General features: G+C 53.5%; 17 protein-coding genes and 1 pseudogene. 6 read left to right on the top strand and 12 right to left on the bottom strand.

Translation table 11 applies throughout. The features are described 5' to 3' along the window. Nucleotides 1-113 precede the first annotated feature (113 nt). Nucleotides 114-1,430: a sn-glycerol-3-phosphate ABC transporter substrate-binding protein UgpB gene (gene ugpB, locus AC07P6_RS02025; protein WP_181484614.1), complete on the bottom strand. Its 1,317-nt coding sequence runs from the start codon at nt 1,428-1,430 to the stop codon at nt 114-116. A 271-nt stretch (nt 1,431-1,701) separates the two neighbouring features. On the opposite strand from ugpB, the gene AC07P6_RS02020 reads away from it, so the two are divergent. The 4 genes and pseudogenes from AC07P6_RS02020 to AC07P6_RS02005 all read left to right on the top strand — a co-directional run bounded on the left by AC07P6_RS02020 (nt 1,702) and on the right by AC07P6_RS02005 (nt 6,546). Next, nucleotides 1,702-2,469, top strand: coding sequence for an IclR family transcriptional regulator (locus AC07P6_RS02020; RefSeq protein WP_478315560.1), 768 nt, complete (start codon nt 1,702-1,704; stop codon nt 2,467-2,469). 229 nt (nt 2,470-2,698) lie between these two features. Beyond that, nucleotides 2,699-3,598 carry a dihydrodipicolinate synthase family protein gene (locus tag AC07P6_RS02015; protein ID WP_478315559.1) on the top strand — a complete coding sequence of 300 codons (900 nt, stop codon included), beginning with the start codon at nt 2,699-2,701 and terminating at the stop codon, nt 3,596-3,598. A gap of 18 nt (nt 3,599-3,616) precedes the next feature. Then, nucleotides 3,617-4,927: an MFS transporter gene (locus AC07P6_RS02010; RefSeq protein WP_478315558.1), complete on the top strand. Its 1,311-nt coding sequence runs from the start codon at nt 3,617-3,619 to the stop codon at nt 4,925-4,927. 34 nt (nt 4,928-4,961) lie between these two features. Further along, nucleotides 4,962-6,546 (top strand): annotated as a pseudogene (locus tag AC07P6_RS02005) (UxaA family hydrolase). Between the two features lie 231 nt (nt 6,547-6,777). On the opposite strand, the gene livF reads toward AC07P6_RS02005, so the two are convergent. The 5 genes from livF to livK are packed head-to-tail and all read right to left on the bottom strand — an operon-like array spanning nt 6,778 to nt 11,640. Beyond that, nucleotides 6,778-7,491, bottom strand: coding sequence for a high-affinity branched-chain amino acid ABC transporter ATP-binding protein LivF (gene livF, locus AC07P6_RS02000; protein WP_110275061.1), 714 nt, complete (start codon nt 7,489-7,491; stop codon nt 6,778-6,780). Nucleotides 7,492-7,508: 17 nt separating this feature from the next. Continuing rightward, complete coding sequence (gene livG, locus AC07P6_RS01995; protein ID WP_110274907.1) at nt 7,509-8,276, bottom strand: high-affinity branched-chain amino acid ABC transporter ATP-binding protein LivG; 768 nt, start codon at nt 8,274-8,276, stop codon at nt 7,509-7,511. Then, a complete protein-coding gene (gene livM, locus AC07P6_RS01990; protein WP_181484609.1) occupies nt 8,273-9,550 on the bottom strand; it encodes a branched chain amino acid ABC transporter permease LivM in 1,278 nt (425 codons plus the stop codon). Before livM ends, livG begins: the two co-directional genes overlap by 4 nt. Further along, the gene (gene livH, locus AC07P6_RS01985; protein ID WP_110274905.1) at nt 9,547-10,473 is read right to left on the bottom strand and encodes a high-affinity branched-chain amino acid ABC transporter permease LivH; all 927 of its coding nucleotides are present in this window, start codon (nt 10,471-10,473) and stop codon (nt 9,547-9,549) included. The genes livM and livH overlap by 4 nt, the downstream gene beginning before the upstream one ends. A gap of 57 nt (nt 10,474-10,530) precedes the next feature. Beyond that, nucleotides 10,531-11,640, bottom strand: coding sequence for a high-affinity branched-chain amino acid ABC transporter substrate-binding protein LivK (gene livK / locus AC07P6_RS01980; protein WP_478315557.1), 1,110 nt, complete (start codon nt 11,638-11,640; stop codon nt 10,531-10,533). 421 nt (nt 11,641-12,061) lie between these two features. Here livK and panM point away from each other — a divergent pair, with 421 nt between their 5' ends. Next, nucleotides 12,062-12,445, top strand: a complete 384-nt coding sequence (gene panM / locus AC07P6_RS01975; protein ID WP_478315556.1) for an aspartate 1-decarboxylase autocleavage activator PanM — start codon at nt 12,062-12,064, stop codon at nt 12,443-12,445. A 231-nt stretch (nt 12,446-12,676) separates the two neighbouring features. On the opposite strand, the gene AC07P6_RS01970 is transcribed toward panM, so the two are convergent. Next, complete coding sequence (locus AC07P6_RS01970; protein WP_112214821.1) at nt 12,677-13,780, bottom strand: branched-chain amino acid ABC transporter substrate-binding protein; 1,104 nt, start codon at nt 13,778-13,780, stop codon at nt 12,677-12,679. A gap of 317 nt (nt 13,781-14,097) precedes the next feature. After that, on the bottom strand, nt 14,098-15,363 hold the full coding sequence (locus tag AC07P6_RS01965) for a 4-aminobutyrate--2-oxoglutarate transaminase (protein WP_434661259.1): 1,266 nt from the start codon (nt 15,361-15,363) through the stop codon (nt 14,098-14,100). Nucleotides 15,364-15,481: 118 nt separating this feature from the next. Between AC07P6_RS01965 and pdxR the strand changes: the two genes are divergently transcribed. Next, the gene (pdxR, locus tag AC07P6_RS01960; RefSeq protein ID WP_478315555.1) at nt 15,482-16,987 is read left to right on the top strand and encodes a MocR-like pyridoxine biosynthesis transcription factor PdxR; all 1,506 of its coding nucleotides are present in this window, start codon (nt 15,482-15,484) and stop codon (nt 16,985-16,987) included. Here pdxR and AC07P6_RS01955 read toward each other — a convergent pair. The 4 genes from AC07P6_RS01955 to ftsE form a co-directional block, all read right to left on the bottom strand. Then, on the bottom strand, nt 16,984-17,478 hold the full coding sequence (locus AC07P6_RS01955) for a hypothetical protein (RefSeq protein WP_478315554.1): 495 nt from the start codon (nt 17,476-17,478) through the stop codon (nt 16,984-16,986). The two genes, pdxR and AC07P6_RS01955, sit on opposite strands and share 4 nt — an antisense overlap. A gap of 163 nt (nt 17,479-17,641) precedes the next feature. Continuing rightward, complete coding sequence (rpoH, locus tag AC07P6_RS01950) at nt 17,642-18,496, bottom strand: RNA polymerase sigma factor RpoH (RefSeq protein ID WP_004106554.1); 855 nt, start codon at nt 18,494-18,496, stop codon at nt 17,642-17,644. 256 nt (nt 18,497-18,752) lie between these two features. Then, nucleotides 18,753-19,811, bottom strand: a complete 1,059-nt coding sequence (ftsX, locus tag AC07P6_RS01945; protein ID WP_112214873.1) for a permease-like cell division protein FtsX — start codon at nt 19,809-19,811, stop codon at nt 18,753-18,755. Beyond that, complete coding sequence (gene ftsE / locus AC07P6_RS01940; RefSeq protein WP_142513353.1) at nt 19,804-20,472, bottom strand: cell division ATP-binding protein FtsE; 669 nt, start codon at nt 20,470-20,472, stop codon at nt 19,804-19,806. The genes ftsX and ftsE overlap by 8 nt, the downstream gene beginning before the upstream one ends. Nucleotides 20,473-20,474 lie beyond the last annotated feature (2 nt).

The following is a 20,474-nucleotide window of genomic DNA, read 5'->3' as shown; positions in this document are numbered from 1 at the left end:
CCCAAAGGGGCGAGGGAGGAAAGACAGCCCGGAGCACTCTCTCGCATAGAGCATCGAACGGTCCCCTCTCCCCTATGGGGAGAGGGCTAGGGTGAGGGGGTCAGGCTATAAAATTAAGACTTCGTCGACTGCTCGAAACGGCGAAGCAGCTGATTACCGCGTTCAACGGCGGAGTCCAGCGCCTGTTGCGGCGTTTTCTTACCGGTCCATACGCTTTCCAGTTCCTCATCCACGATGGTGCGGATCTGCGGCATATTGCCCAGGCGCAGGCCCTTGGTAAACGGCAACGGCGGCTTGTTCAGCATCTGGCGCGTAGCGATATCAGCACCCGGGTTCTTATCATAGAAGCCCTGCTCACGGGTCAGGTTGTAAGCGGCAGTGGTAATTGGCAGATAGCCGGTTTTCTGATGCCATTCGGCAGCATTTTCTGGTTTAGCGAGGAAATCGAGGAATTTAGCGACGCCAGTATAAGTTTCTTTATCTTTACCTTGCATCACCCACAGGCTGGCCCCGCCGATAATGGCGTTCTGCGGCGCGCCCTTCACGTCGGCATCGTACGGCATCATGCCAACGCCGTAGTTGAATTTGGCGTACTGACGGATATCCGCCAGGGAGCCGGAAGAGGCGGTAGTAATCGCGCAGTCGCCGTTATAGAACTTCTCGGTGGACTCGTCTTTACGCCCGAAGTAACTAAAGTCGCCCTTCTTGTTCATCTCTTCGAGCAGGGCGATATGTTTCACCTGCTCCGGCTTGTTGAACTCCAGCACCGCATCGGTACCATCAAAGCCGTTGTTTTTGGTGGCGACCGGCAGACCATGCCAGGCGCTGAAGTTTTCAATCTGAATCCAGCCCTGCCAGCCGCTGGCGTAGCCGCACTTCATACCCGCCGCTTTCAGCTTGGCGGTATAGGCTGCCAGATCCTGCCAGGTTTTCGGTGGCTGTTCCGGGTCTAAACCCGCTTTTTTGAAGGCGTCTTTGTTGTAGTACAGCACCGGAGTGGAGCTGTTAAACGGCTGGGAGAGCAGATGGCCGGTTTTGGAGTCGGTGTAATAACCGGAAACGGTCGGCACGAACTGCGTCTCATCAAACTTGATGCCCGCATCGCTGAATACCTGGTAAACCGGTTTAATGGCTTTGGAAGCCATCATCGTCGCGGTCCCCACTTCATAGACCTGCAAAAGCGCCGGGGCGTTGCCGGTACGGAACGCAGCGATACCCGCGCTCAGGCTCTGCTCATAGTTGCCTTTGTAAACCGGAACAATTTTGTAATCAGGATTGGCCGCGTTGAAACGTTGCGCCAGTGAATCAACTTCTTTCCCTAACTCCCCTTCCATCGAATGCCAGAACGGAATAGTGGTTACCGCCAGGGCTTGTCCGGCAAACGCCAGGCTGAGCGCCAGTCCTAAAGCTGTATGTCGTAACGATTTCATCGGTTATCTCTCTTGTTGTTCCGGATGCGCGATTTCACGCGTTTTATGCTCGCGGGGGTAACATGACATGCTCGAATGACAGAAAAATAACTATTGCATTACAAAAATATTACAATAAATTGGCGAAAACATGATGAAACGGTGAAAAAAAAGTGGCAGGGAAATGGCAAAGCGAAAAAGAGAGGCAGGCCAGGCTACAGATAAAAGGGAATCTGTAGTTAAATAAGGTTCGTTAAAAAGCACTCTCCGGCGAACCGTCACAAGGAAAAATATGAAGACGCTTCATAAACCTACCGAGCGCGTTTTACTCATTCTGGAAACATTAGCCAACGCGGATGGGATGACGCTTTCTGAGCTATCGCTCAAAACGGACATTTCGAAAGGAACGATTTTTCCCATCCTCAAATCATTACAATACCGAAAATATATCAGTCACGACGATCGCAACGGTATTTACACCCTGGGGATCTCATGCGCGGTACTGGCCAGCTCAACGGTTGAAAAAGAGTTTTGGCTTAAAATGATCAACAGTGAAATGCACACGGTGGTCAATGAGTGCAATGAGGTTTGCCAGCTCGGAATTCTGGATGACGCCTGGGTGCTTTACGTTGATAAAGTGCAGGGCGAGCAAACCGTACAGCTGGTCTCTAAGGTAGGAACGCGTCTTCCGGCAATTTGCTCTGCGTTGGGAAAAGCACTGCTGCATAAGCATCGCGACGAAGAGATTCTGGAGCTCTATCCGCAAGGTCTCCCTTCCGTCACCGCTCGCAGCGTGATGGATATGACTCAGCTTCGTCAGCAGTTAGTGCAGGTCGCAGATAACGGTTATGCCATGGACGATCGGGAAATCAACGACGATACCATCTGCTTCGCCGTCCCCCTGCAGCAGAAAGGCATCATTCTGGCAGCAATTAGCGTCTCATTACCTTCCTTTCGCGCCACTGATGAAAAAACCCAGCAGGTCATTCGTTCGTTAAAAGACGCGAAAGACAGGATTGAAAGCGTGCTGAACAAGCTGCCCGATATCAAAAATTACTAATTCATTCACAATGCAATGCCGCAGGAATTGTGACTCCCCACACAATACCGATATTTAATCATTCGCTGCGGCACCTGTTCTTTCTGCTTATTCCCCCATCTATTCATTGACTTAATCAATTATCCAGACGTCTTTTTCGCCATTTGACTTCGCATTCATAGCGTGTTTTCTTATGTCAAGTCGCAAATACAAACACAGTTTGTATATACGAACAAACAAGAGGAAAAATATGCAAAGTCGTTACATCACACCAGCAATAACGGTTTTTGATGAACATGGCAGGCTGGATCCTGAAGGGAATTTCCGTCTGTACGATTTCATTAAAAAAAGCGTCTCGGGATTTGTCGTCATGGGCAGTACCGGTGAGTTTTTCTCCCTGGATATGAAAACCTCCCGTCAGATAATTCAAATGGCGGCAGAATTCCCACGCGAAGGTATAAAGGCCTATGCGGGCACCAGCCGCATGGATATTGACGAGTGCGTAGAGCTGGCAAACTACGCCGACGAATGCGGGCTTGATGGAGTTATGATTATCAGCCCCTGGTACTTCCGCCTGACTGATGAGGGAATTTATACATTTTATAGCCAGATAGCTCGCCGTACTGCCGCCAAAATCTTCATCTATAACTTCCCGGAACGTACCGGTTATTCCGTCTCGCCCGAAGTCTGTTTACGCCTCGCCAGAGAATTCCCCAATATTATCGGTCTTAAGGACACAATTCCGGACACCAATCATACAGCGCAGGTCATTCGCCAGGTAAAATCTGAACTGCCATATTTTGAAGTCTATGCCGGTTATGACAATAACTTTGCGCACAATATCTTGTCAGGAGGAGATGGATGTATCGGCGGGTTATCCAATATTTGCCCGGAGATCTTCCGCGACTGGATGCAGGCATTTAACGATAACAATCTGGACCAGATTTCGCTATTCCAGCAAAAAGTGGATGATTTAATGGATATTTACGCGGTTAACGATCCGTTCATTCCCACATTTAAAAAAGCGTTACAGCTACGCGGAATTATTCAGTCCGATCGCTGCACACCACCTTTTAGCACGCTCTCAACCGGCCAGACCGAAAGTATTCAGCGCATACTTTCCCGGGCTGGTATTGCCATTAATGCCTGACCTCAACGCGGAGGTATTATGAAAACGATCACAGCTTACGACAACCCGGTATTGAATTCCGCGATTACTAAATCATGGAAGCGCCTGGTGCCACTGATGTTTATTTTATACTTCATCGCCTTTATCGACAGGGTCAACGTGGGATTCGCCAAAGAGGCGATGCAGGTGGATATTGGGCTCTCTAACTCCGCCTTTGCCCTGGGCGCAGGGATATTTTTCGCCGCCTATGCGTTGTTTGGTATTCCAGCCAACCTGATCCTCAATAAGATTGGCGCGCAAAAATGGTTAAGCATCACCACCATCCTGTGGGGCATATTGTCTGCTCTCACCGGGCTGGTACAGACGGAAACCCAGTTTATTGTCCTGCGCTTCTTATTGGGATTAGGCGAAGCGGGTTTTTACCCCGGCATTCTGCTGCTGGCTTCTATCTATTTCCCCAATAAGGTTCGCGCATCCGTCGTCGGCATTTTCGTCCTCGGCGTCCCGCTGGCGTTGACCCTCGGCTCGCCTCTCTCCGGCGCACTACTGGAAATGCACGGTTTTCTCGGCAAGCCCGGCTGGTTCTGGATGTTCTTTATCGAAGGGATCCCAGCGGTCATCATGGGGATCTTTGCCTGGTTCTGGCTCGACGATACGCCGGACAAAGCTCGCTTCCTGAGCGAAGAGGAGAAAAAAGCGCTAATTGAACAGCTTCAACAGGAGCAGCGACAAACCGAAACCAGCAGCGTCAGTACCGCGCTGAAAAGCCTTAAAGTCTGGCACCTGGCGCTGATCTACGGCACCATCCAGATCAGCGTTTACGGACTGATGTTCTTCCTGCCTTCACAAGTTGCCTCATTAATGGGATCCACGCTCGGCTTTAAAGAGTCGTTAGTTGCCGCCATTCCGTGGGCCTGCTCTGCCGTCGGCGTTTATTACATCCCGCGTCTGGCAGACAAAATGCCGAACCGGCGGATCCTGATTTCGGTACTGTGCATGCTGGCAGCGGCGCTGGGTCTGTTTGTTTCGGCCTGGTCAGGCCCGGTGCTGGCCATTGCCGCCCTCTCGCTCTCGGCGATCGGCTTCCTCTCCGTACAGCCTATTTTCTGGACCTTCCCGGCGCAGATTGTGTCAGGTTCAGCGCTGGCGGCCAGTATCGGCTTCTGTACCACGATGGGCGCATTTTGTAGCTTTCTGGCTCCGCTCATTCGCGTTGAGGTCGATGCCTTCTTCGGCAACGATTCGGCGGGACTGGTTGCCCTGTCGCTTATCACCGTCTGCTGCGCACTGCTGATTGCCGCACTCGCGGGCAGAAAAGCGACAAACGGCGTCGCGGTCACCCACCACTAAAATCCTGATGCACTCATAAAAAAGGATAAATAAAATGCAGACCATCTTAAAAATTGACCCTACTGACAACTTGATCGTTGCGCTGCAAGACTTACGCAAAGACCAGCGGGTTAACTGGAACGATGAAGAGTACGTTTTACAAAGCAATGTCAAAGCCAAACACAAGTTCGCCACCTAGGATATCCAGCCCGGCGATATCGTTTCGCTATATGGCGTTCCGGTTGGCAAAGCGACACAGCCCATCACCCGCGGCGAAGCCATCACCACCGACAATATCAAACATTATGCGGCCCCGGTTTCGCTTGACGACGTTGCGCCAGCAGCCCGATGTCTCCGCCTGGCAGCAGCGGACCTTCCGCGGGATCGTCCGTGAAGATGGCCGGGTCGCCACGGCAAACTACTGGCTGGTCATTCCGCTGGTTTTCTGTGAAAACCGCAACGTTCAGCGCGTCACCGATGCGCTAAACGACGCCCTCGGCTATGCCAATTACGGCCTGAAAAATTTCGCCCGACAGGTAACATCGGCCAGTGCTTTAAACGATAACCGGCATCTGCCCTTCCCGCATCTTGACGGTATCCGCTGTATCACCGTCAACTCCGGCTGCGGCGGCGCGACATCAGACAGCATGACAATGTGCGACGTCCTTGCCGCTTATTCCGATCACCCTAACGTTCTCGGCGTAACGGTCTTCGCGCTGGGTTGTGAAAAAGCGCGAATTGTTGATTTCAAGGCCGCACTCGCGAAGCGTAACCCACAGTTCAGCAAGCCGGTAATCTACTTCAGACAGCAGGACTGGAGTAGCGAAGAAAAAATGATGCAGGATGCATTGACCGAAACGTACAACGCAATCCGCGAAGCGCCCGTCGCTGAGCGTCAGGACGTCCCGCTCTCCCACCTCAAAATCGGCGTGAAATGTGGCGCTTCCGACGGATTCTCAGGGATCAGCGCGAACCCGGCCATGGGCGAAGTATCAGACCGTCTTGTCGCCCTTGGCGGCGCATCCGGGCTGGCGGAGTTCCCGGAGCTGTGCGGCGCGGAGGGGGATATCGTACAACGCTGCATGAATCGCGAGCTGAAAGAGAAGTTTCTGTCGCTGATGAAAAACTATGAGCATGTGGCTAACTTCTTTGGCACCACCATTGCCGATAATCCCAGCCCGGGAAATATTGCCGATGGACTGATTACTGACGCCATCAAATCCGCCGGTGCGGCGAAAAAAGGCGGCAGAGCGCCGGTGAGCGCAGTATGCGATTACGCCGAACCGATGGGCGAGAGCGGCCTTTCACTGGTCTGCACGCCGGGCAATGATGTCGATGCGGTGACGGGACTGGTTGCAGCGGGATGCAACGTCGTTATCTTCTCAACCGGGCTCGGTACGCCGACGGGTAACCCTATCGTTCCGGTTCTCAAAGTCTCGACCAACTCTACGCTGGCGAAAAAGATGCCGGATATTATCGATTACGACTGCGGGCCAATTATCGAAGGTACCCCGCTGGCGGAAATTGCCGACGGCCTGTTTGAGAAAATTATCGCCACCGCCAGCGGGACCTGGCAGACAAAAGCGGATGCGCTTGAACAGTATGATTTTATGATGTGGAAACGATCGCTGGAGCTGTAGGAATCGAGCAAAACGCCCGGCAGCTTGCTGACAGGGTTAGTTCTTGTGGAATTGCCCGGTGGTGGCTAGCGCCTTACCGGGCCTACGAAAAATGCACAATTTGTTGATATTGTGGGTTTTGTAGGCCGGGCAAGGCGTCAGCCGCCGCCCGGCAGAAACGCGAGCACAATCTTTAAACCTGGTTTGTCATCAGACTCAAACGCCCGGCATCTGCCGGGCGTTTTTACTTCATTACCCGCCCAGATAGGCGCTGCGCACCGCTTCGTTAGCCAGCAGCGCATCGCCGGTATCTTCCAACACCACGTGGCCGTTTTCCAGCACGTAGCCGCGGTCGGCCAGCTTCAGCGCCTGATTAGCATTCTGCTCGACAAGAAATATTGTCATCCCTTGTTCGCGCAGCTGTTCGATGGTGTCGAAGATTTGCTGAATGATAATCGGCGCAAGTCCCAGCGAGGGCTCATCGAGCAGCAGCAGACGCGGCTGGCTCATCAACGCACGGCCAATCGCCAGCATCTGCTGTTCGCCGCCGGACATAGTGCCCGCTCGCTGAACCCGACGTTCATGCAGGCGCGGAAACAGCTCGTAGACCCACTTGATGCGGGTCTGAAACTGGTCACGCTCGGCAAAAAAGCCGCCCATCGCCAGGTTCTCTTCTACCGTCATGCGCGAGAAGACGCGACGCCCTTCCGGCACAATCGCCACCGCTTCACGCATGATCTTCGCCGTTTGCCAGTCGGTAATATCTTTACCGTCGAAAACAACGCGCCCGCTGGAAGCGCGCGGATCGCCGCACAGCGTACCCAGCAGCGTGGTTTTCCCCGCGCCGTTCGCGCCAATCAGGGTGACAATCTCCCCCTGGTTGATGTGCAGACTGACGTTATGCAGCGCCTGAATCTTGCCGTAGTGCGCGCTGACGTTGTCAAAAGATAACATCACTTTTTCCATCTTATCCGTCACCACCATTATGCTTCACCTAAATAGGCGCGGATCACGTCCGGGTTATTGCGGATCTCTTCCGGCGTACCGTTGGCCAGCGGCGTGCCCTGGTTTACCACGTAAATACGGTCAGAAATGCCCATCACCAGCTTCATATCGTGCTCAATCAGCAGGATAGTGGTGTTGTGATGGTTGCGCAGCTCGACGATCAGTTCGTCCAGCTCTTTGGTTTCTTTCGGGTTCAACCCTGCCGCCGGTTCGTCGAGCATCAGGATTTCCGGCTGGGTCACCATACAGCGGGCGATCTCCAGACGACGCTGGTCGCCATAGGCCAGGTTGCTGGCCTGACGGTTAGCGTGCTCAAGCAGGCCGATACGCTCAAGCCAGGTGGCGGCGCGATCGAGCGCTTCGCTCTGCGCACGACGGAAAGATGGCGTTTTCAGCAGACCAGAGAAGACGCCGGTTTTCAGCTGCTGATGTTGCGCCACCAGCAGGTTTTCAATCACCGTCATTTCGCGGAACAGGCGCACGTGCTGGAAAGTACGCACCACGCCCATACGGGCAATCTGCTGGCCCGGCAACCCTTCGAGATGCTGGTCGCGTAGCATAATGCTACCGCCGGTCGGTTTATAGAAACCGGTCAGGCAGTTAAATACCGTCGTTTTGCCGGCACCGTTAGGGCCGATAAGCGACACAATTTCCCGCTCGCGCAGCTCCAGCGACACGTTGTTGACCGCCAACAGGCCGCCAAAACGCATCATCAGACCGTTTACGGACAATAATGGCTGACTCATGCCTGCTCTCCTTTCGCTTGACCGTTTTTCAGCTTCAGCTGCGGACGGGTCATCGGCAGAAGGCCCTGCGGACGCCAGATCATCATCAGTACCATTAACGCACCCAGCATCAACATGCTGTATTCATTGAAATCACGCATCAGCTCGCGCGATACCACCAACAGAACTGCCGCCAGGATCACCGCAAACTGCGAACCCATCCCGCCCAGCACCACAATCGCCAGCACAAAGGCAGATTCGGCGAAGGTAAAGGATTCCGGGCTGACGAAGCCCTGACGCGCGGCGAACAGGGTTCCGGCAAAACCGGCAAACGCGGCGCTGATGGTAAAGGCGGTCAGCTTGATGCGCGTCGGGTTGAGGCCCAACGAACGACAGGCGATTTCATCTTCACGCAGCGCTTCCCATGCGCGGCCCAGCGGCATACGCAGCAGGCGGTTGATAACAAACAGCGAGAAGACCACCAGCAGCAGGGCAACCAGATAGAGGAAAATCACCCGGTCGCTAGGGTCGTATTTCATACCAAAGAAGTTGCTGAAAGTGTCCCAGCCGCCTTCGCGAGCGCTGCGGCTAAACTCAAGGCCAAAGAGGGTTGGTTTTGGGATCTGGCTGATACCGTTCGGGCCACCGGTTATCTCGGTATTATTGAGCAGCAGGATACGCACGATTTCGCCGAAACCGAGGGTCACAATCGCCAGATAGTCGCCGCGCAGGCGCAGTACCGGGAAGCCAAGCAGGAAACCCGCAGCCGCTGAAACCAGCCCCGCCAGCGGCAGGCAGGTCCAGAATCCCAGACCGTAATAGTGATTCAGCAGCGCGAAGGTGTAAGCGCCGATAGCGTAGAAACCGCCATAGCCCAGAACCAGCAGGCCAGAAAGCCCGACCACCACGTTAAGACCCAGGCCGAGGATGATATAAATCATCGTCAGGGTAGCGATATCCACCGTCCCGCGCGACACCATAAACGGCCACGCCACGGCGATAACCAGCAGCGCAATCAGGAACAGTTTCTGCTTAACCGTCGAACCATCGATAGCCGGCAGAATAAACTTCGGCCCGGAGACGTTTTTCATGGTTTTCTGAAAAACAGGACGCAGTAGCTGGAAGAGGAAGACGACCGCGGTGCCGATAAAAATCCACTGCCAGCGGATATCCGCGGCGGTATCCACCACCAGCTTGGTGCCGTCCAGCTCCAGCTGCACGCCCATAAAAACGCCAGCCAGAATAAAGAACATCACCGCAGACAACAGCGCCATCGCAAAATGCATCGGTTTCATACTTTCTCTACCTCCGGGCGGCCCAGAATGCCGGTCGGCATCACCAGCAGCACCACAATCAGCAAGGCAAAGGAGACGACATCTTTATATTCCGTGCTGAGATAGGCAGAGGAAAGCGCTTCAGCGATACCCAAAATCAGACCGCCAATCATCGCTCCTGGAATACTGCCGATGCCACCCAGAACCGCAGCGGTAAAGGCTTTCATCCCGGCCATAAAGCCGATATAGGGGTTGATAACACCGTAGAACTGACCGAGCAACACACCCGCGACCGCCGCCATTGCAGCGCCGATCACAAAGGTCAGCGCGATCACGCGGTCGGTGTTAATCCCCAGCAGGCTGGCCATTTTGAGGTCTTCAGCACAGGCGCGACAGGCACGGCCCATGCGGGAATAGCGGATAAACACCGTCAGCGCCAGCATGGCGATAAAGGTTACGACCCAGATAACGGCCTGCATGGTGGTGATGGTAGCAGAGAAGTTTTCGCTGCTGCCTACCGTCCACTGGCCGTTAAACAGACTCGGCAGCGCGACATCGCGCGAACCTTCCGTCAGGCTGACGTAGTTTTGCAGGAAAATGGACATCCCGATGGCGGAGATCAGCGCAATCAGGCGCTTGGAGCTGCGCACGGGCCGGTAGGCCACGCGTTCAATACTCCAGCCGTAGGCGCTGGCGATGACGATAGCCCCGACGAATCCAGCGGCGACCAACAGCCAACTGGTATCAATGCCCATCATCATCAGAGCGGCAATAATCATGAAGGAGACATAGCTGCCAATCATGTAAACCTCGCCGTGGGCGAAGTTAATCATGCCGATAATGCCGTACACCATGGTATAGCCGATGGCGATCAGCGCGTAGGTACTGCCCAGCGTGACGCCGTTAAACATCTGCTGCAGAAAATAGAGAAACTGCTCGGACATAAGGTAACCTTTTTCTACCGCCCGACGCGCGGGCGGTGGGATAACTTGTCTTATGGCTTATTTCGCGAGGGTGGATGACCCGTCCGCATGCCACTGGAAGACACCAAACTCAAATCCCTTCAAATCGCCTTTTTCGTCCCAATTCAGCGGCCCAATCACGGTTTTCGCACCGTGAGCTTTCAGATCTTTGATTAAATCCAGCGGCTCCTGGCTGCTGGCTCTCTCCATCGCCTGCGCCAGAGACTGCACGGCGGCGTAGGTGATCCAGACATACGGACCGCTTGGATCTTTCTTCTCAGCTTTGAGCGCGTCAACGATAGCGCTGTTCGCCGGATCCTGGTCATAGCGTTTTGGCATCGTGACCAGCATGCCTTCCGCCGCGTCGCCTGCAATATTCGACAGTGATGCGTTACCCACACCTTCCGGCCCCATAAACACGGTTTTCAGGCCGACGGATCGTGCCTGGCGCAGCATCTGGCCCATTTCCGGGTAGTAGCCGCCGTAGTAAACAAAGTCGATATTGTCTTTCTTCAGGCGCGCCAGCAGCGCGGAGAAGTCTTTTTCACCGGCGGTAATACCGTCAAAGAAGACAATGTTCGCACCGCCTTTTTTCAGGCTATCCTGGACAGAACGCGCCAGGCCTTCACCGTATTGCTGCTTGTCATGAATAATAGCAATACGCTGCGGTTTGACGGTTTCCATGATGTATTTAGCAGCGGTCGGCCCCTGAGAAGAGTCCAGACCCGCGGTACGCATAATGTACTGGTAGCCGCGCTGAGTCAGTTCCGGGTTCGTCGCCCCCGGAGAGATCATCAGAACACCCTCGTCTTCATAGATATCTGATGCGGGCTGAGTTGAGGAAGAGCAGAGGTGACCGATAACATACTGGATGCCGTCGTTAATGATTTTGTTGGCAACCGCAACGGCCTGTTTCGGGTCACAGGCGTCGTCATATTCCACGCCAACCAGCTTATCGCCCTTAATGCCGCCCTGGGCATTAATGTCTTTAATTGCCTGGCGTGCGCCGTTGAACTCCATATCGCCCCACTGGGCTACCGGGCCAGACATCGCACCGACAACAGCGACTTTAATATCCTTGGCCATTACCGCATGGGACATCGCCAGTGCGACGAATCCCGCGATAATTGTTTTCGCGTTCCTTTTCATGCTGCAGAACCCCATTCGTGATGTGATGTAAATATTTTGTATTTTTATGGTTAAAAAGCATTCTGTGCTTTTATTAAACAACGCTACTTTTACCATTATCTTTAATGGTTTAGCGCAGTTTTTTGCCTAAATCCAGATTAAAATCTCTATTTTTCAGGCGATTAAGCAAAGATAATATTCTGTATTTGCGGGAAGATAAACAAAAAAAGTCCAGTAAACAGCATAAAATAACGATACATAAGGCGGAATAAAACGCTACATATTAGGTTAAAATTCTGCTTATTTTTCGATCCATGATGAATTGCGCTACCCTGCTCCATCCAGGAAAACGAATCACCTGATGAATGCGCAAAAAACAGCGCTCCGCCTGACAGTGAATTTGGATACACTGACGCATCCGTTTTGACTGGACTCACCGCGCATGAAACTGACCATTATTCGTTTACAACACTTCAGCGATCAGGACCGCATCGACTTAGCGAAAATCTGGCCGTCGCAGGATCTGGCAGCATTAACCTTAGATGATCGCCAGCGTATTTATGCCGCCCGTTTTAACGAGCGCCTGCTGGGTGCGGTTCGCGTAACGCGCAACGGCGCCGAGGGTAAGTTGAGTGCGCTGTGCGTGCGTGAAGTGACCCGCCGTCGCGGCGTCGGGCAATATTTAGTCGAGGAAGTCTTGCGGGATAACCCGGAAATCAGCCGCTGGCAGGTAGAGGATGCTGGCGTGGAAGACCGCAGCGTGATGGCGGCGTTTATGCATACGCTGGGATTTAGCACGCAGACGGGCGGTTGGGAAAAACGCTGAAAGTAGCCCGGACAGGCGCGACCAAACACTAAAAAAGGCAACTTGCGTTGCCTTTTTGCTTCTACCTTTGCCCTCACCTATACGAAGACGCAAGGAGCCACTGATTTAACCAAGAATTTCGCGTTGCAGAAAGGCGGCAAGAACCGAAATCCCCGGTCGCTTACATCAGTAAGCGACCGGGGTTGAGGGACACGGCCAACGTATCTGCGGCGCGAAAGGCGCAGGTTAAATTTATTTGGCGTCGGTCGCGGTACCGTTAGCATGCCAGGTAAACACGCCGAACTCGAAGCCTTTCAGATCGCCCTTCTCGTTCCAGGAAAGCGGCCCCATAACGGTTTCGACCGTCGCCCCCTTCAGATACTTAGCGATTTCAGCCGGATCTTCAGACTGATTCAGGCCCGCTTCCAGCGATTGCAGCGCGGCATAGGTGGTCCACACGAACGCGCCGCTCGGATCCTGTTTTTTAGCTTTGATCGCGTCTACGATCGGTTTGTTCGCCGGAACCTGGTCGTAGTTCTTCGGCTTGGTGACCAGCATGCCTTCCGCCGAAGCGCCAGCGATGTTAGACAGCGAAACGTTCGCTACCCCTTCTGGACCCATAAACTGGGTTTTCAGGCCAGCGGCGCGGGACTGACGCAGGATCTGCCCCATCTCCGGGTGATAGCCGCCGTAATAGACAAAGTCGATATTTTCTTTCTTCAGACGCGCAACCAGGGTGGAGAAATCTTTCTCCCCAGCGGTGATACCGTCAAAGAACACCACGTTAGCGCCGCCTTTCTTCAGGTTATCCTGCACCGCACGCGCCAGGCCTTCACCATACTGCTGCTTATCATGAACAATCGCGATACGCTGCGGCTTCACCTGGTCCAGAATATATTTTGCGGCGGTCGGACCCTGGTCAGAATCGAGGCCAGTGGTACGCAGAATCAAGTGATAGCCGCGAGCAGTCAGTTCCGGTGCGGTTGCCGCTGGAGTGATCATCAGCACGCCTTCATCTTCATAGATATCAGACGCCGGCTGAGTGGAAGAGGAGCACAGGTGACCGATAACGTATTTAATGCCGTCGTTGATCACTTTGTTGGCCACGGCAACTGCCTGTTTCGGGTCACAGGCGTCGTCGTATTTTACCATTTGCAGCTTATTGCCTTTGATGCCGCCTTTGGCATTGATATCCGCAATTGCCTGCTCTGCCCCAGTAAATTCCTGGTCGCCATACTGCGCTACCGGGCCAGACATCGCGCCAACAACGGCAACTTTAATGTCTTCAGCCATTGCCGCACTGCTCATTATCAAGGCAATACATCCTGCCAGTAACGCTTTACCCTTCATATTCATCCTGAGGCTCCCCATTATTATGGTTTTTTGCATTTGTTGTGATGTTGTTTATTAGCGCATTATTCTAATTAGACACATAAGAAAAGCATATGATAGTTAGATTAGGGTCTGCTGCCTGCGCTTTTGCAGCACACTATGCTAAACATACCGTCATTCAGGATAATTGGAAACGATAAAATTGCGGGTTATGTAACAGATAAGTGACAAATAAAAATCTACGCCAAAAGAAAACGTCACGGGCTAAACGATAGACGGGATGTATATAACGCGTAGGGATAATGAGTCTGCGGCAGCATCAACCGCCGCAGAGTGTAGGATTAGTTCTTCAGTATGCGGGCCAAAATATCCAGCGCCTTAGTAAACTGCGCATCCGGAATGGTCAACGGATAGAGGAAGCGAATAACGTTACCGTAAACACCGCAGCTCAACAGCAGCAGACCGTTTTCCTGGGCTTTTTGCAGGATCTGACGAGTGATTTCCGCCGATGGCTCGCCGGTTTGCGGATCGTTAAATTCTACCGCTACCATTGACCCCTGACCGCGAACGTCAGCAATGGCCGGGCAGTTCTGACGCGCCTGATTTAGCACCTCTTTCAGATGACTACCCAGCTGTTCAGCACGCTGACACAGCTGCTCTTCTTCAATGACATCAAGTACCGCGTGCGCCGCCGCCACCGCCAGCGGGTTCCCGGCGTAGGTGCCACCGAGGCCGCCAGGTGCCGGAGCATCCATCACTTCGGCACGACCCACCACGCCGGAAAGCGGGAAGCCACCGGCGAGGCTTTTGGCCATCGTCATCAGGTCAGGCTTCACATCATAGTGCTGCATCGCAAACAGCTTGCCGGTACGCGCAAAGCCGGTTTGCACCTCATCGGCTATCAACAGAATACCGTGGGTATCGCACAGCGTGCGCAATGCCTGCATGAAGTCAGACGGTGCAACATTAAAGCCGCCTTCGCCCTGAATCGGCTCCAGCACAATCGCCGCGACCTGGTCTGCTGCAATATCGGCTTTGAAAATGCGCTCAAGGCTTTTCATCGCGTCGGCGGTAGTAATACCGTGAGCGGCATTTGGGTAGACGGCGTGATAAACCGATCCCGGGAACGGGCCAAAGCCAATCTTATAGGGGGCCACTTTGCCGGTCAGCGCCATGGTCATAAAGGTACGGCCGTGGAAACCGCCGCCAAAGGTGATTAACCCCGGGCGTCGGGTATAAGCGCGAGCAATCTTCACCGCGTTTTCAACAGCTTCCGCACCGGTGGTAAAGAACGCGGTTTTCGCCGGGCCATCAATCGGCGCCAGGTCGTTAATGCGTTCAGCCAGGGTGACATAGCTCTCATATGGGACAATCTGATAAGCGGTATGGGTAAATGCCTGTAGTTGCTGTTCAACTGCGGCAACTACTTTTGGATGGCGATGACCGGTGTTCAGCACCGCAATACCGGCGGCAAAATCAATCACCTCATTGCCTTCAAGATCCCACAACGTAGCGTTCTCTGCTTTCTCAACAAAGTAGCTGCACATTACCCCTACGCCACGCGGAGTCGCCTGCTGGCGACGCTGATTCAGTTCTGAACTTTTCACCCGAGAATCTCCTGTCATGTGTGTCACGCTATCGCAACAAATTCGAAACTATGTCGTTTATTTACACAGGATTTGGCTCTACAATCGAGTACCAATTCAGATTATCTGAGGGATCCAATTGCGCTCGCTCGTCGCAGACCTGGTACTGGTCAGATTGCAGGAAGAAGCAGACCCACTCCTGCATAAACGTCTTTATAAGGCGATTCGCCGCTCAATTCTGGACGGTTCTCTGCCGCCCCATAGCCGCCTGCCCCCCTCACGAGATCTGGCCGGGGAATTACGAATGTCACGCAACACAATTTTAACGGTTTACGAACAACTACTTGCGGAGGGATATATCGTTTCCCGCCGCGGTAGCGGGACGTTTGTGGCAAAAACGCTGCCTGATATGTTCCCTTCCGCAAGCAGCGGCAATGAAAACAGCGCCATGCCTGCGACAACAGCGTATATCTCCCGACGCGGTCAGCATCTACTGAGTCACGTTAGCGCCAGCCCTCGTCAGTGGGGAGCTTTTATCCCTGGCGTTCCGGACGTCAACGCCTTCCCCCACCCGTTATTCAGTAAAATTCAGGCGCGCATCAGCCGCCGCCCGAAACCGGAACAACTTAGCTATAGCTGCAATGGCGGCACGCCCGAACTGCAACATGCGCTGGTGGACTACTTAAGAGTAGCGCGCGGCGTGCAGTGTCAGGCAGATCAGATTCTTATTACTGAAGGGATCCACCAGGCCATCGACCTGGTCACCCGTATGCTGTGCGACAACGGGGATCTTGCCTGGGTCGAAGAACCGTCTTATTGGGGTATTCGCCACGTGCTGGCGATGAATGAAGTACGAGCAGAACCGATTACCGTTGATGCCAATGGCCTGTGTCCGCCCGACACCATCGCCGAAGCCCCAGGGCTTATCTTCGTCACGCCATCCCATCAGTATCCGCTGGGCGCGGTAATGAGCCTCGAGCGCCGACAACGGCTACTGGCGCTAGCCCATCAGCACGGAAGCTGGATTGTAGAGGATGACTACGATAGTGAGTTTCGCTTTTCCGGTCAGCCGATACCGGCTCTTCAGGGCCTGGCCCCCGAAGCGCCGGTGGTCTACGTCGGCACGTTCAGTAAGACGCTCTATCCGGGACTGCGGCTAGGCTATGTGGTGCTTCCCCGACCGCTGACGGCTGAACTCAAAAACGCCCATGCCGAACTGTATCGCGGTGGTCACTCGCTGATCCAGCTGGCGCTGGCGGAGTTTATCAACGCCGGTCATTACTCGGCGCATATTCGCCGTATGCGCCTGCTGTACAGCCGCCGCCGCATCTTTTTGACCGAGCTGATTCAGCAATATTGCGGCCCGCACGCACTATCGGATTTTAGCGATAATGCCGGACTGCATCTGATACTGAACTTGCCGGATGAGGCGGATGACGTGGCGATTGCTCAGGACGCGAACAAGCACAATATTCTCGTGCGCCCGCTATCTCGCTACTACCTGACGGCACAACGTAAGAAAGGGTTATTGATGGGTTTTGCCTCTCAGCCTGAAGCGCAGATGGAACCGGCGTTCAATATTTTGCTGGAGTGCTTACGGATGTACTGTCCGCAGGCGTTAAAAACGCTAAATCCAGGCCATTAAAATATAAAAATAAAAGAGAGGATTGCGCATAAAAAAAAGATAGATATACCGATGATGACGCCTGTGTTTGTTGAACTATGTTGCTTCTTTTTAGTAACCACTTGAGAAATACCGGCAAACGCCCGGACAGTAACCCACTCAAGGTAAATATGCTCCCCATTGTCATCAATCAGGACCAGCCCGACTTCACAATCAGAAGCTAGCTTCAATAAAGCATGCCCCGTAGCTTCCCGAAAGGGCACAGAGACATCCTGTAACTTTGAAGGTCTTTCCCCCTTATCTTCGCCAATATACGTAAGAATCACCGACGTCTCAGCTGATTCCAGATCTGATTTAACAAGACCAATCTGATCGCCACCTAATTCTTCAACTTCCACCCAAAACTCGGCCACATCCATGGCCTGCCAGAATTCAAAAAGTAGTCTGTCTTTCTCTTCTTCCGTCGCCGCCGAGGTGAGTAAGCGCCATTTTTCAATAAGTTCATGTGCCATGAAAAATCCTGTCCCTGGTAATTTGAGGTACAGGCATGCTAGCAAAATGAGAACGCAGGGAAACGAACAACTAAAGTTGATGCAGGATTTTCAGAAAAGGGGAATCTATATAAAAACAAAAGCCGGATAACGTTTATCCGGCTTATTTCCTGGAGAGCTTGAATCAGGCTTCAATAGCAGCGCGCAGTTTTTTCATGGCGTTCTTTTCAAGCTGACGTACACGTTCAGCCGAAACGCCGTAACGATCTGCCAGTTCCTGCAGCGTGGACTTGTTATCTTCGTCCAGCCAGCGGGCGCGGATAATATCCTGGCTACGCTCGTCGAGGCCCTGCATCGCGTCGGTCAGCTTATTCGCCGCCTGCTCTTCCCAGTTGTCGTCTTCAATGCCGTCGGCAAAGTTAGACGTTTTATCCTGCAGATAGAGCACCGGTGCCATCGGCTGGCTATCGGACTCATCATCCGACGACATATCGAAGGTCATGTCCTGCGCTGCCATACGTGACTCCATCTCACGCACGTCTTTGCTCGACACGCCCAGCTCACGGGCAACCATTTCCACTTCATCCTGGTTGAACCAGCCCAGACGCTGCTTAGTTTTACGCAGGTTAAAGAACAGCTTACGCTGCGCTTTAGTGGTTGCGACCTTCACGATACGCCAGTTACGCAGCACGTATTCGTGAATTTCCGCTTTGATCCAGTGCACGGCGAAGGAAACCAGGCGCACGCCCACTTCCGGGTTAAAACGGCGCACGGCTTTCATCAGGCCGATATTACCTTCCTGAATCAAATCCGCCTGCGGCAGGCCATAGCCCGAGTAATTACGAGCAATATGAACAACAAAGCGCAGGTGAGACAGGATCAGCTTTTTCGCTGCTTCCAGATCGCCCTGGTAATGCAGCTTTTCAGCAAGCTCCCGCTCTTCATCAGCCGATAACATCGGCCAAGTGTTCGCAGCCCGGATGTACGATTCCAGGTTACCAACGGGGGCTAAGGCTAAAGTTTGCATATCTTTGGTCATTCAAATCCTCTCAATCGATATCTTCTGACATCATTCTGTCCTCACAACGGAGCAACAAACATGCCAGCATTGATGAGCAACGAGAATATCACTCACATTAGTATCAGACAGTGATTTTATCCACAAGTTCCATGCAATGATGTGAATAGATTACGCACAAAATGTGACATGGAGATGAACTAAAGGGAAGAGCCGACAGGGACTCTTTCCCTGCAGAGAGACATTCAGTGCAGGGAAAGATTATACCAGATTTTTATTACTCGGGAGTAAAGTGACGTAAATGTTGAACGGTTGCCAGCCAGGCCGCAACCCAACCAATCATCGAACAAACCAGCAGCATCAACAGGCATTCATCGAAGCCTAAACCACTGAGCTCGAACTGAGTACCGAACACTTTCGCCACTTCGGTGACCGCCGACGACAGGCGCATCACCATAATTTCTGACAGAATCAGCGACAAAAATGCGCCGGAGAAACCTAACAGCGCGCCGCCATACAGGAACGGACGCAGAATAAAGCCATCGGTCGCGCCAATAAGTTTCTGCACGTTGATAGTATCGCGACGGGCAAAGATGCTTAAACGCACACTGTTGCCGATAACCAGGAATACCGCCGCAATCATCAGCACACCGATCATCGCCGAAACGCGCCCAACCAGCCCGGTCAACGACGAGAGCCGCGCAAACCAGCTGTCATCCATACGCACTTCATCAACGCCCTGAACATGACTCACCCGGTCACGCAGCGTGTTCAGCGCCTCAACGCTCTGGAAATCAATCTTCGGCACCACAATCGCGACCGCCGGCAGCGGGTTTTCTTCCAGCATATCCAGCGCGCCGCCAAAACCTGACCAGTTGCGGAACTCGCCAAGGGCTTCATCGCGCGACAGGTAGTTTACCTTTTCTACGCCCTGCTCGGCCTGTAGCTGACCAACGACCCGGGCGGCGGCATCGTCATCCAGCGTTTTTTCCAGATAGACGGTGATTTGCGGCGTCGGATAATACTGCGTCGCGGCGGTGCTGACGTTTTTGTACACCATGTAGCACACGCTCGGTAGCGTCAGTGAAATGGCGATCACCATTACCGTCAGGAAAGTCGCCAGCGGCGTGCTTTTCAGATCCTGAAGCGCGCCGTTCCAGGCGTAGCGCACCTGTTCATTAAACACGTTACTCTTACGGGAAGCCGGATTCGGTGCCGCTTTTGGCCGTTTTGACGAATTGCGCCCGCCGCTACCGCCTGCGCCCGTCGTGTTGCGAAAACGATCGAATCGATTACCGAACCGGCGAATGTGGTTCATTGCCTCGCGTTTATTCACCGATACGGCCTCCATGCATATGCCCGTCGCTGAGGGACAGGACGCGGTACGGACGGCTGGAGATAAGCCCCAGGGCATGCGTTGCCATCAGAACCGTCACCCCAACGCGGTTAAACTCTTCAAACAGACGTAAAATCCCTTCCGACAGCGCTTCGTCGAGGTTACCCGTCGGTTCATCCGCCAACAGCACCGCAGGCTTGTTCACCACCGCGCGGGCAATACCCACACGCTGCTGCTCACCACCCGAAAGCTGAATGGGAAGGTTTTTCGCTTTGTCCAGCAGGCCCACTTTATCCAGCGCCGCCGATACGCGACGACGAATGTCATCGCCGCTGGCACCCGCAATGATCAGCGGAATCGCCACGTTATCAAATACGGTCCTGTCCATCAGCAGGTGGTGATCCTGGAAAATCATACCGATTTGGCGGCGCAAAAACGGCACCTCACGGCTTTTGAGACGGCTAATATCGTGGCCGCCAAATAAGATTTTCCCGGCGCTGGGCCGTTCAATACCGCAGATAAGCTTCAGCAGGGTACTTTTCCCCGCGCCGGAATGGCCGGTCAGAAACGCCATCTCGCCTGACTGCAGGTGGAAATTGACCCCCTGCAGCGCTTGTCTCCCACCGAGATAGGCTTTGCTGACTTGTTCAAAGCGAATCATTC

This window comes from Klebsiella sp. GFKo11, assembly GCF_056490265.1.
Note: the sequence above shows the minus strand (reverse complement) of the source record. Positions and strands in the feature narration are given on the sequence as shown.